Genomic DNA, 12896 nt, shown 5'->3' on the forward strand with positions numbered 1-12896 from the left:
ATCGGAATGTATGTGGTGGTTTATGGTTTACGAAACGTGGGTTTAACCAATGTCTTAGCCGACCTGATTCAAGTAACAGCAGATCAAGGATTATTTGCAGCAACAATCGGAATGGGTTTTATTGCAGCTATTCTATCTTCCATTATGAACAATATGCCAACTGTGATGATAGATGCTTTAGCAATTGCAGATACCAATACAAGTGGTGTAATTAGAGAAGCACTTATATACGCAAATGTGATTGGCTCTGATTTAGGTCCCAAAATTACTCCTATCGGTTCTCTAGCAACTTTATTATGGTTACATGTTTTATCGCAAAAAGGAGTTAAGATTTCTTGGGGAACCTATTTTAAAACGGGTATGGTTTTAACCATACCAACATTGTTTATTACATTGGTTGGTCTCTATATATGGTTGTTAATCATTTAAATTTTAATCACAAAAGGAGATTTCATCATGACAAAGAAAAAGCTTTATTTCTTATGTACAGGTAACTCTTGTCGAAGCCAAATGGCAGAAGGATGGGCAAAAAAACATTTAGGTGATGAGTGGGATGTACGAAGTGCAGGAATTGAAGCACACGGATTGAACCCAAATGCTGTAAAGGCAATGAAAGATGCTGGAATTGATATTTCAACTAATACTTCTGATATTATCAATCCTGAGTATTTGAACAATGCTGATTTAGTTGTAACACTTTGTGGTGACGCAGCAGATAAGTGTCCAATCACACCACCAAAAGTTAAACGAGTTCACTGGGGGTTTGATGATCCAGCTAAAGCTCAAGGAACAGACGAAGAAAAATGGGCATTCTTTCAACGTGTTCGTGATGAAATCGGAAATCGTATTAAACGTTTTGCTGAAACTGGTGAGTAAGAAAGAAATTAAGAGCCAAGAGATAAGACTCTTGGCTCTACTTAAAAATTAGGATTCTTTGCAAGAGAAGAAATGGATGTTACATGTCTACTTTTTATTATTCCTTGTCTTTCATGTTATTTATTTAAAAGGATAGCACCGATAGCAATTAGTAAAATGCCAATAATGGAATATACTGAAATGTTCTGACGTAAAACTAATATTGATAAAACTGTTATCAGAATCGCATTTACCCCAGTTTGAATACCGCCAAGCATTACCGTATTTCCAAATGTTTTACTCCCTTGAATGAACCCCCAAGCTAGTGCTATGTTTCCCAAAAAAGAAAGCGGAAGAAAATATATATTAAATCGGATGCTGTCTTTTAAAGTGGGTTGAAAAAAATAAGCAGATAGAATTGGTAATAAGGAAAAAACAGCTGCACCAATTACAATTGCGCCTATTACAAGAAATTTCAAAAGAACACCTCATTTAATGGAAATACTTTATCCTAAATAGTATTGCTTTTTCTTTCTATTCAATTCTCCTTTAACAAAAATATCTTTACCTTTTCTTTTATTATTTAAATCTGTTAGTTTAAGAGCTGAACCATAATTTTCTATTGGTATATTTTTCTTGGGGAATAATGGTAAAGTTCATGCTAAGATTTCCTAAAAGAGAGGTGTTTTTATTGGGCATACAAAGGTGTGAAACTTGTAAGAGTCAATTTACATGGAAAGAAATACAAAAGACTATCCGTTGGAATTATAAACCACTCGTATGTAAGAAATGTAGAGCGGAGCATCAAATTACAATAAAGAGCAAGTTATTATTTTCTTTTTCAATAGCAGTATTGTTATTCATTTTTAGTCTAGCAAATCTTCCATTCAATTTAAGAATTGCGGTAATTATTATTGTCTTCTTATCCGTTTTAGTTAGCTTCCCTTATTTTGCAAAATATAAAAAGAATGGAAATTCAATTAAAAAAGAAAAAAAGGTTAATTGATAACCTTTTTTCCTTTTTTCTCTACGCCCAGCAAGTATTATCTTTACATAACATTCTTTTTATCACTTTGAGAAATTGTAGGTTTAGTTAATAGGGACCCAACGTAATAGAAGATAGCTGAGGAACCTATACCAAATATCACCACTGAAAGTTGCGGTGCAAAGAAGTTAACCAATAAAGCTACTAAAGCGGCCATACCCCATGCAACGAATGGAAGTGGTTTCCAACTCTCGGAACCAAGAGACTGATTTTTTCTTAGAATAAGTTGATCTATTATAATGATTGTAGCGATTGGCGGTACAATTAAACCTAGAAGTTCCAGCCAGCTCTGGAAAGCGTTCCAGATACCTGATAATGCTGCGATGATTCCAACAATCCCTAGTACGATTGTTAAAAATCTCATGCTTTTTCCTGTCATATGTGAGAAACCGACGGCACCATTATACAAGCAGTGTGTACATCCAACACCCAGATTAATAAAAACAAAAATGAGAGCCAAGAAGGAGAGAAGAGGACCTTGTCCCGATAAAATTGGCATAAAGTCGCCACCACTCGTGGCAGGGCTTTGGATTACACCTGTCGCAACGATAATTGCACCCACTAATTCGGCGATGAACTTTCCAAATGGGAAGGCTGTAATTGCAGCTAACAATCCTTCACGCCCATTTTTCGACCAACGCGTAAAGTCGGCGGTCATCGTACCAGAATCAGCAAACGTTGCAAATACCATTGTGACTGCTGCTCCAAAGGATAGAATACCTGCACTGGTTGTTGGTTCATAATTAAAAATATCTGTATTTCCAGTTTTAAACGAGATAATAATTGAAACAATACCGAGAATGAGATAAAAAGGTGCCGCAATCCATCCTAAAATCGTTAATGCTTTTATTCCAATAAAAGTTGCAGCAACATAAAGAACCCCGCCAATTAAGGTCATTAATAGCATTGGGGCACCGAATGAGCGAGCCATTGTGTCACCAGTAAGACCTACCATAAGAGCAAACCATCCTACTACGACTGTGGAAAGTAATCCCGATACGACCATGTATCCATATCGTCCAAAAGTCCGTTGTGCAGTCATTGCAAAGTTTTCTCCGGTTTTTCCTGCCAAATAGCTTAATGCTCCCACAATAAGGCATAGCAATAAGTTTCCTGCTAGTATTGCAGTTACCCCTACTTTGAATCCAAGCATTGCTGTGATGACTCCACCGATTACAGCGCTTGTCAAAACCATCGGGAAACCAAACCAAACAGCTGCTACAGAAGCTAGCGGTTTTCTGTATTCTGTTGGTACAGGAATGGTTTCAAATTCCGGATCTAATACCTTCTGATCGATATTTTTAGTAGACATATATAACCTCCAAGTAAATAGATGTTGGTTAAGCACAAAATATCATTATTTTTATAAAGTACTGTATTTCACCTTCCTTTTATTTTTTAAAGCACTCTCAATAGGATCCTATATGATTATTTTAGAGTGGAAAATTATAGAAGTCTTTGGATATACCAACCGGAAATTATCGAAAAATTTAGTCATTTCATACAAATATTTGTGAATAAATTTTGAATAAGCCAGCTAACGATAGTATTTCATTTCTTTGACATAATTTAATCACAATCCATTGTATGATTTGCACAATTGAATGCATAGCTTTTTGGATTTGTTACACGATGACGGTGTTATGCAATATATCTAAAATAAACATGTAAGCATTTTAGTTAATTATAAAAGAAGGTTCGGTCTGCTCAACGGTATTTGACTGCACGATTCTAGATTTATGGGGTGTCATTCGTGATAAATTCAATCTCTGGTGATACAGATTTTATAAAGGTAATTAATAACTCAACATTCACTGGTTTTGTGCATAGTACATTTAATCGGACATTTAATATTAAATGTTTTGAAAATGGTGATTTATATACCATTGCATGCAACAGACTCGATAATGGGCCTAATACATTAATTGTTGATATTGATAATATGAAGCCAATGAAAATTGAAGCAAATGATCGGGTAAGGGTTGAAGAAAATCTTTTGTATATTGGAGATCAGCTTACTATATCGATAGATAAAGCATGTAAATGGGAAAGTGTTTTGCCAACATACCCATGTAATGTAGAAATCCTCAAACGAAATTTAATGAAAATGAAGGATTTTATCAACATCCACGGTGTGGGCGGAGGAATGAAAAAAAACGTAATAACCCTAAATCTTTTTGAAACAGAAGTCTCGAATATGCTTGAGAATAGAACTCTTTTACTTTTAAACGAATTATTAAATGACCGAATTTCATCTGCCTTGCCACATGCGGTTTCACTCTTAGGTCTTGGGCCGGGGTTAACTCCTTCAGGGGATGACTTTTTAACGGGGTTATTTACCATTTTTAATATGAAAAACAGTCCTTTTTATCCTTACCGATCATTTTGTGAAGATGTTTTAAAGAAAGCAAAAACCTTAACGAATGACATTAGTTACATGACTTTGAAAAAAGCAGCAATTGGTAAAGTGAGAGAGTCTATTATTTCATTACTTAATGCCTTATTAATTGAAAATGATGAAGACTTAAATCTCTCTTTAAATAAATTATTAAACATAGGTTCTTCATCCGGAACAGATATAGCTTTAGGCATTGTTTTCGGAATGGAAGCCAATATTAGAGCAGGAGGATAAGTATGTTAGTACAAGCTTTGATTAAGCCAAACACATATTTCGATTCAGTATCTTTAATGTCGCTTTCCACTAAAGCGAATCAAATTGAAGAAGTTGAACAAGCAATTATTGCAATGGGTACCGAAATGAATAAAGAGGTAATAAAAAATGTCGGCTTAATGACACCTGATGTTGAGACAGCGGGAGCAAGTGATTTAATGATTGTTGTAAAAGCAGCAACTGACGAGTTATGCGAAACCGCTTTCGAAAAAATTAATGATTTATTTACAAAAAAGAATTCAGGTAAAAAAGGTAAGAATGACATCAAATATTCTACTATTTCTTCTGCCGCAGATAGTAATCCGGAAGCAAATCTTGCCATTATTGCTGTGAATGGTGCTTACGCTGCTAGAGAAGCGAAAAGGGCTCTCGAAAATGATTTACATGTCATGATGTTTAGCGACAATGTAAGCATTGAAGCTGAAATTGAATTAAAGAGATTAGCTCATGAAAAAGGTTTATTTATGATGGGACCGGACTGTGGAACAGCGATTATCGGAAATACAGCCCTTTGCTTCGCAAATGCGGTAAGAAAAGGGAATATCGGTATTGTAGGTGCATCAGGAACCGGCAGCCAAGAAGTAAGCGTCCGAATTCACGAATTTGGCTTCGGTATCTCGCAATTGATTGGAACTGGTGGTAGAGATTTAAAAGAAGAAGTTGGCGGAATCATGATGCTTGATGGTATTCAGGCTCTTGAAGACGATGAAGAGACAAAAGTCATTGTCGTTATTTCTAAGCCACCTGCACCAAGTGTGGAAGAAAAAGTATTAGCGAAAATTAAAACATGTAAAAAACCAGTTATTGTTTGGTTTGTTGGCGGGAACGAAGAAAAAATTACTGAAGCTGGAGCACATTTTGCGAAAATGTCCAAAGAAGCTGCACTTAAAGCAGTACTATTGGCAGGGGCAGACGAAAGCAAGTTAAATAAACGCGCATTAAACATACCACTTATCGAAGAAGTTCGGACAAAGTTAACTCCTGAACAGAAATATGTTCGTGGACTTTTCAGCGGCGGAACACTGGCAGATGAAGCTATGCATGCAGCAATGGAAAAATTTGATAATGTCTATAGCAATATTCAAAGAAATCCAGAGTATCGTTTAAAAGACCGATATACAAGCCAAGAGCACACATTCATCGACTTTGGTGATGATGAATACACACAAGGAAAGCCACACCCAATGATTGATCCATCTACACGTCTTGAAAGATTTATTCAGGAGGCAAAAGATCCGTCTGTTGGTGCTATCGTAATGGACTTTGTAATAGGTTATGGAGCACATGAAGATCCAGTTGGAGCTTTCCTTCCAGCAATCATTGAAGCGAAACAACAAGCGGAACAAGAAGGAAGACATTTAGAGATAATTGGATATGTTCTTGGAACAGAATTAGATCCGCAAAATTATGAAGAGCAAATTAATAAATTATTGGCGGCAGATGTAACACATGCGAGCAGCATGCAAAATGCTGGCTTATTGGCAAGAGAATTTGTTGTGAAGGGAGAATAGGCATGAGTAGAATTAGCGATTTATTTAAAAGTAGACCACATGTTATTAACGTAGGAATTGAGTCATTTAAAGATGATTTATTACAACAAGGATCTGAAGTCATTCATTTAGAATGGACACCGCCTGGCAGAGGAAACCCAGCATTAATTGCTGCACTTGACAAGTTTGAAAATCCTGCAATCTTGGAAAAAATTGAAGAAGCTAACAAATTAGCAGTGGAAAGAATTATTAATTCTCAACCAGTGTTAATTGGATATGATCAAGCTATTAATTGCGTACCAGGTATGACAAAAACGACGATTCTTCATGCAGGACCTCCAATTACTTGGGATAAAATGAATGGTCCTATGAAAGGTGCCGTTACTGGCGCAATCGTATTTGAAGGTTTAGCTAAAGATGTTGAAGAAGCAGCTAAATTAGCGGCATCTGGAGAAATTACCTTTTCACCATGTCATGAACACAACTGTGTAGGTTCAATGGCGGGGGTTACATCTGCGTCAATGTTCATGCATATTGTTGAAAACAAAACATATGGCAATATTGCTTATACAAATTTAAGTGAACAATTATCAAAAATTCTCCGAATGGGAGCAAATGATCAAAGTGTTATTGATCGTTTAATTTGGATGCGCGATGTTTTTGGTCCTATTTTACGTGATGCAATGAAACTAAGTCCTAATGGAATTGACTTGCGTTTAATGCTTGCGCAAGCACTTCATATGGGAGACGAGTGTCATAACCGAAATGTTGCGGGTACAACATTATTAATTCAAGCATTAACTCCATATATTTTACAAACTGATTATACAATCGAACAGAAGAAAGAAGTATTTGATTTCGTTGCGAGCAGTGATTATTTCTCTGGTCCTACTTGGATGGCAATGGCGAAATGTGCCCTTGATGCAGCGCACGGCATTGAAAACAGTACAATCGTTACTACTATGGCACGGAATGGTGTTGAATTCGGTATCCGTGTGAGCGGAATGCCTGGAAACACATGGTTTACTGGTCCTGCACAAAAAGTTATTGGTCCAATGTTTGCAGGTTACAAGCCAGAAGATTCTGGACTTGATATCGGGGATAGCGCAATTACAGAAACATATGGTTTCGGCGGATTTGCGATGGCAACAGCTCCAGCAATCGTTGCATTAGTAGGTGGAACAGTAGAGGATGCTATTGGTTTTTCGACTAGAATGAAAGAAATCACTACAACAGAAAATTCTAACATCACAATTCCATTACTTGATTTCATGGGACTTCCGACAGGAATTGATGTTCGTAAGGTTGTTCAAACAGGTATTATGCCTGTCATTAATACGGCGATTGCTCATAAAGATGCAGGAATCGGAATGATAGGTGCAGGAATTACTTATCCTCCAGTAGAAGCCTTTGAAAAAGCAATGTTAGCTTTAAGTGAAAACATTCAATAATAGGTAATCGAAATTAAAAAGCCCAGCTTGGATTTTTGGATCAGCTGGGCTTTTTAATGTTTTTTTAACTTTGTTGAGTAAATGTCTAATATAGAATAAAACAATTACCTGCTATTGGGAAAAAGTCAAAACTAAGGTGTTGTGCAAAATATCAAATAACCCCACTGTTTACAGGTTTTTCCAATACGTTATGAAGGACATATTTTGTACAAAGTTTATTGTATAACCTGCCTAAATGAATACCAGTCTTTTTGGTTTAGGTAGCCAATGACCAAGAAAGCGTTTTCATATAAAATTTTAGATGTAACCGGTTAACCATTAATTTTATAATATTATTTCTCTTTCAGCTTTATAAAAATTTACCTGAGAAAGGAAAGAGTTTTTGCTATTAAAGACGGCAAATTGAATATGCGTAATAAATAATGATAACTAAACAATATTTTTCTAACAAACTAATTCAAATTTAGAGGTGAAATGAAATGGCTCAAACAATTCGATTTTGGAAAAAAGGGGACTTTGCTGCTTCCTTCGGATTATTCGTTAATGTTTTGACAGACTTTTTGGTTATGATTTCATTATTAATCGGTGTAGTTGGTATGCCAAAAGAGTTTGTTTATAAACAAATTGTTCCCGGTTTTGGATTAGCAGTTTTGATATCTGGCATTATATTTGCTTATTTTGCTTATAAATTGGCTAAGAAAACAGGTAGAACTGATGTTACCGCACTACCATCTGGTTCTAGTTCACCTGGTATTTTTCTTATCGTGTTTGTGATTATGCTTCCTCTATATCAACAAACACAGGACGCTGCTTTCACAACCACAGTCGCTGTACTTTGGGGATTTATTGAGGCTGCCATCTTATTTTTAGGAGCATTCCTGGGTGAAACAATTAGAAAGATTGTCCCAAGAACGGTATTGCTAGCAGCCTTGGCTGGTTTGGCATTTGTATTCTTGGGTATGAACCCAATGCTGCAATCCTTTGAAATGCCTATAGTGGCATTTGTTGCCTTAATCATCATCTTCATGAACTGGTTAAGTAAACATCCAATATTAAAGAAAATACCTACCGGTTTATTATTGATCGTAGTTGGAACTGCCATTGCTTGGATAGCTGGATATCAAAATCCTGCTGATGTTACGGAAGCTCTAAAATCATTCGGCTTTAATCCTCCAATGTTGCATTTAAATGGTTTTGCCGACAGTCTTAACGCTGCTTTGCCATATTTATTAACTGCTGTTCCTTTAGGGTTAGCAAACTACATTTTTAACTTGGAAAACGTAGAAGCTGCTGCTGTTAGTGGAGATGAATACAAAACTCGAGATGTTATGCTTGCAAACGGTTTTTCTACTCTAATTGGCGGACTTTGTGGTAATCCATTCCCAGTAACTGTATATGTAGGACATGCGGGTTGGAAAGAAGTTGGAGCAGGTTTAGGCTATTCCATTGCTAGCTCTGTTGCCATTTTCTTATTATCAGTTTTCAGTCTTATGGGACTGTTGCTAGCTGTTGTACCAATTGCTGCTATCGTTCCGATGCTCGTGTTTATTGCGATTGTAACAGGGCATCAAGTTGTCAAAGAAAGTCCGAAATTTGAAGCTCCAGCAATCTTTGTATGTTTCTTCCCATGGGTTGCGAACTGGGCGCTTGTTGCTGTTAATAATGCACTTTCAGCTGCTGGTGTGTCTGTAGGGACAGCTGACAATCAAGTTTCTTCACTAGCTCTGCATAATGCTGGACTTTTCTATGATGGCTTGGTTGCTCTAGGTAATGGTGCACCAATTTCGAGTGTTCTTTGGGGTTGTATAGCTGTATTTACGATCCGCAACACGCCTATTGGAGGCATTATTGCTGCAGTACTAGCATCTGCTTTAACTTTTATTGGTGCCATTCACACGAGCACTATCGGACTTGCAAAAGCAACTGCTATGCCTTTCGTTTGGGGATATCTGCTAATTGCTGCATTCTTAGCGTATAAACTCTATGTAAATAAAAAAGATAATATTGGTCCTGTTACAGAGTAAAAAAGAGGAGGAATTTTGATATGGATTATATGAAATTAGCTGCAGATGCAACACTAGTTGGTATGGCAAACAAAGTTGGTGGACCATTCGGTGCAACAATCGTACGCGGTGATGAAATAATCGCTGTAGTAAGCAATACAATGATGAGAGATACTGACCCATCTGCTCATGCTGAAATGGTTGCTATTCGTGAGGCTTGTAAAAAGTTGGGAACAATGGATTTATCTGATTGTGTTATCTACGCAACTTGTGAACCTTGTCCAATGTGTGTATCCGGTATTATATGGACAGGTATTAAAGAAGTTTATTACTGTAACACGAGCGAAGATGCTGATAGACATGGCTTCTCTGATATGCATTTACGAAAGTATTTAACCGGTGAAGATAAAAGTGTACTCAAAATGGTTAAAGTAGAGCAAAGAGAAGATTGTGATGATTTGTTTGAGTTTTTTCATAAATCTAATAAATAACAATAAGCCCAGCTTAGATTTTTAATCTGCTGGGCTTTTTTTAATTCAGGTGGGTTTTTAAAAAATCAATAACTTGTGTAAGTGCATGTTGAACAATCGGATCTTGGAAGTTTTTATCAAATACATGCTCACCATTTGGAATCGTAATAAGTCTTGCTTCAACCGATTGTTTAATGAGGGCAGCTCTCATAAATACTGACTGTTCGTATGGTACATCCGTATCCTTAGTTCCGTGTAATAATAAAGTTGGTGGAAATTCCTTTGTAACGTTACGATTCGGGCAGAATGGATAGAGAGCTTCTTTGTTATTTAAAGGATTTACCCCTGTAATTTCTTCAATCCAAACTCCATTTTGTCTCGCATAAACATAAAATAAAAACCGTTCCTCTACTGTTGCCTCAGTTACGATACGATCAGTAATCAGTTTGTAAGCGAGTTCCTTAGAAACAGTGTCCTTTTGACAATAAAATTTACTTGGACTGGCAGCCCAGCCTCCAATAAGATCCCCGTATCCGTAAAGCGAAACAATTGCACGAGGCTTAAGAGTAAATGTTCCAGTTGAAAGAGCTAAGAAACCACCTGCGGAACTTCCTGCAACTGCAATTTTCTTTGGATCTATTGAAAATTCTTTTGGTCCTTCTACTTGAATCCAATGAATTGCATCTTCGATATCCTTAAGAATTTCAGGCAGTTTTGTTGCAGGAGCCAGCCTATAGTCAATTGAAAATAGTGATAATCCATTGTCGGTGTATAGTTTGATCATTTCTTCACTAATTTCTTCTTTTGTTCCCCAAATTAACCCGCCGCCGTGAATATAAATGACAACAGGAGCATTTTCTTGGTAAGTCCCATAAAAATCTGCCTTAATTGAGAAATTTACATCCTCTTTATAAATAACCGTTTTCTTCACTTTTATTTACACGTCCTGTCTAATGATTGTTTCATTTAATACTAAAAAAAACAGTCAAATAATGCAATTAAAAAATTGTGCAACTTAACAAATACCCCCACTGTTTTTAAGTTTTTTAAATCTGATATCAAGTACATATTTTGTACAAAGTTTATTGTACAAACTGCCTAAATGAATACCTTTCTTTTTGGTTTTGGTAGCCAATGACCGAGAAAGGGTTTCTGTATAAAATTTAAGATGTAACCGGTTAATCATTCTTATTATTTCTCTTTCAGCATTATAAAAATTTACCCGAGAAAGGAAAGAGTTTCGCTTTAAAAGAAGGCAAAATAAGCAGAGGCGTATTAAATAATGAAAACTAACAATATTTTTTCACATCCAACAAACTATTTGATATTTAGAGGTGAAACATAATGGATCAAACAATTAAATTTTGGAAAAAAGGGGACTTGGCTGCATACTTCGGCTTACTCGCCAATAACTTAACCAATCTTCTAACCATGATGTCATTATTAATTTTTGTTGTAGGTATTCCATCATCCGTGGTTTATGGAAAAATTGCCCCAGCTTTTGGAATGGGTATATTTATTGCAAGTTGTGCTTATGGCTTTTTTGCGTATCGCCTAGCTAAAAAAACGGGCAGGTCTGATGTAACAGCATTGCCTTCGGGACCGAGTGCACCGTCAATTTTCACAGTAACTTTTTTAGTCATATTGCCAGTTTATACCCAAACGAAAGATTATGAATTTGCCATTGGTATTGCACTAGTATGGTGTTTCGTAGAAGCGATGATCCTAGTAGTTGGATCATTATTGGGTGATACGATTAGAAGAATCATTCCTAGAACAGTATTATTATCTTGTTTAGCTGGTCTTGGACTACTGTTATTAGCCATGAATCCAATGTTACAAGCATTTGAAGCTCCGATGATTGCTTTTGCTGTGTTAATTATTATTTTCATTAACTGGTTTGGTAAATCACCGGTCTTTGCAAAAATTCCAACAGGATTTTTATTGCTTGCTGTAGGTACTGGAATTGCCTGGGCTTTAGGTGTGATGGAGCCTGGTGCAATTTCACAATCTTTATCATCTTTTGGATTCAATCCTCCATCCTTAAATATTGATGGTTTTATGCAAGGATTGCCTCATGCCCTTCCATATTTAGCGTCAGCTATACCACTAGGTCTTTCTAACTATGTGTTTGACTTGGAGAATATTGAAAGTGCCTCTACTGCTGGGGATGATTATCAAACTAGACAAGTTATGTTAACTAATGGACTTGCTTCTTGTGTTGGTGCAGCATTTGGAAATCCTTATCCAGTAACAGTATATGTTGGACACCCAGGATGGAAATCAATGGGTGCCGGTATTGGCTATACAGTAGCAACGGGTTTATCGATGTTAATTCTTTCACTTTTCGGTATTGGAGCATTTTTGTTAGCAATCATTCCGATTTATGCCATCGCTCCTATCCTAGTTTATATCGGAGTTGTAACGGCCAATCAGGTTGTTCGTGAAACTCCGAAAATTGAAGTCCCAGTTATCTTTATTGCATTATTCCCATGGATCGCAAACTGGGCGCTAACACTTGCTAATAATGTACTTGGTGCCGCTGGAACTGCTGCAGGTACCGTTGGTCTTGATAAGCTCGCTAGTAAAGGTGTTTATTATGAAGGGTTGTCTCATTTAGGAAATGGTGCTCCGATTGCCAGTTTGTTATGGGGATGTATAGCAATCTTTGCTATCAACGATAAACCGTTACGTGGTGCAGCTGCAGCAGCAGTAGCAGCCGTATTGTCCATCGTAGGATTTATCCACTCTCCAACAGTCGCATTTGCTAAAGGTGCTTCTGTAGAATTTTTCTTTGGCTACCTAATGATAGCAGGTATATTTGTTATCAAATTTGTGATGGATCGTAGTAAAGCACAGCCAAAACCTGAAATAGAAGAAAAAATTGCATAATTATAACGTTAAAATTCAC

12 protein-coding genes are annotated in these 12896 nt (G+C 36.6%); 9 read left to right on the forward strand and 3 right to left on the reverse strand.

All coding sequences use genetic code 11. The features are described from left to right. Both CHI06_RS10285 and arsC read left to right on the forward strand, forming a co-directional pair. Positions 1 to 429 (forward strand): ArsB/NhaD family transporter (locus CHI06_RS10285; RefSeq protein WP_306453808.1); only part of this gene is annotated, 429 nt, incomplete at its 5' end. 27 nt (positions 430 to 456) lie between these two features. Further along, complete coding sequence (gene arsC / locus CHI06_RS10290) at positions 457 to 876, forward strand: arsenate reductase (thioredoxin) (RefSeq protein WP_095248458.1); 420 nt, start codon at positions 457 to 459, stop codon at positions 874 to 876. Positions 877 to 992: 116 nt separating this feature from the next. On the opposite strand, the gene CHI06_RS10295 is transcribed toward arsC, so the two are convergent. Continuing rightward, positions 993 to 1334 (reverse strand): hypothetical protein, encoded by a 342-nt coding sequence (locus CHI06_RS10295; protein ID WP_095248459.1) that lies wholly within the window; start codon positions 1332 to 1334, stop codon positions 993 to 995. A 179-nt stretch (positions 1335 to 1513) separates the two neighbouring features. On the opposite strand from CHI06_RS10295, the gene CHI06_RS31060 reads away from it, so the two are divergent. Further along, a complete protein-coding gene (locus tag CHI06_RS31060) occupies positions 1514 to 1861 on the forward strand; it encodes a TIGR04104 family putative zinc finger protein (RefSeq protein ID WP_373558145.1) in 348 nt (115 codons plus the stop codon). 43 nt (positions 1862 to 1904) lie between these two features. Here CHI06_RS31060 and CHI06_RS10305 read toward each other — a convergent pair whose 3' ends face one another. Then, positions 1905 to 3212, reverse strand: a complete 1308-nt coding sequence (locus CHI06_RS10305; protein WP_095248461.1) for a cytosine permease — start codon at positions 3210 to 3212, stop codon at positions 1905 to 1907. A gap of 441 nt (positions 3213 to 3653) precedes the next feature. Here CHI06_RS10305 and CHI06_RS10310 point away from each other — a divergent pair, with 441 nt between their 5' ends. The 5 genes from CHI06_RS10310 to CHI06_RS10330 all read left to right on the forward strand — a co-directional run bounded on the left by CHI06_RS10310 (position 3654) and on the right by CHI06_RS10330 (position 10006). Continuing rightward, the gene (locus tag CHI06_RS10310; protein ID WP_095248462.1) at positions 3654 to 4532 is read left to right on the forward strand and encodes a DUF2877 domain-containing protein; all 879 of its coding nucleotides are present in this window, start codon (positions 3654 to 3656) and stop codon (positions 4530 to 4532) included. Positions 4533 to 4534: 2 nt separating this feature from the next. Next, positions 4535 to 6082 carry an acyl-CoA synthetase FdrA gene (gene fdrA, locus CHI06_RS10315; RefSeq protein ID WP_095248463.1) on the forward strand — a complete coding sequence of 516 codons (1548 nt, stop codon included), beginning with the start codon at positions 4535 to 4537 and terminating at the stop codon, positions 6080 to 6082. Positions 6083 to 6084: 2 nt separating this feature from the next. Further along, entirely contained in the window at positions 6085 to 7512 is a 1428-nt protein-coding gene (locus tag CHI06_RS10320) for a DUF1116 domain-containing protein (RefSeq protein ID WP_179292594.1), read from the forward strand. Positions 7513 to 7991: 479 nt separating this feature from the next. Then, positions 7992 to 9536 (forward strand): xanthine permease, encoded by a 1545-nt coding sequence (locus tag CHI06_RS10325; RefSeq protein WP_095248464.1) that lies wholly within the window; start codon positions 7992 to 7994, stop codon positions 9534 to 9536. Between the two features lie 20 nt (positions 9537 to 9556). Beyond that, positions 9557 to 10006, forward strand: a complete 450-nt coding sequence (locus CHI06_RS10330) for a nucleoside deaminase (RefSeq protein WP_095248465.1) — start codon at positions 9557 to 9559, stop codon at positions 10004 to 10006. 40 nt (positions 10007 to 10046) lie between these two features. Here the strand turns inward: CHI06_RS10330 and CHI06_RS10335 are convergent, their stop codons facing one another. Further along, the gene (locus tag CHI06_RS10335) at positions 10047 to 10916 is read right to left on the reverse strand and encodes an alpha/beta hydrolase (protein WP_095248466.1); all 870 of its coding nucleotides are present in this window, start codon (positions 10914 to 10916) and stop codon (positions 10047 to 10049) included. Between the two features lie 413 nt (positions 10917 to 11329). On the opposite strand from CHI06_RS10335, the gene CHI06_RS30435 reads away from it, so the two are divergent. Continuing rightward, a complete protein-coding gene (locus CHI06_RS30435; RefSeq protein ID WP_095248467.1) occupies positions 11330 to 12877 on the forward strand; it encodes a xanthine permease in 1548 nt (515 codons plus the stop codon). Positions 12878 to 12896: the final 19 nt, after the last annotated feature.

The sequence above is a fragment of the Bacillus sp. 7884-1 genome, assembly GCF_002272245.1.
Classification (GTDB): Bacteria; Bacillota; Bacilli; order Bacillales; family Cytobacillaceae; genus Neobacillus.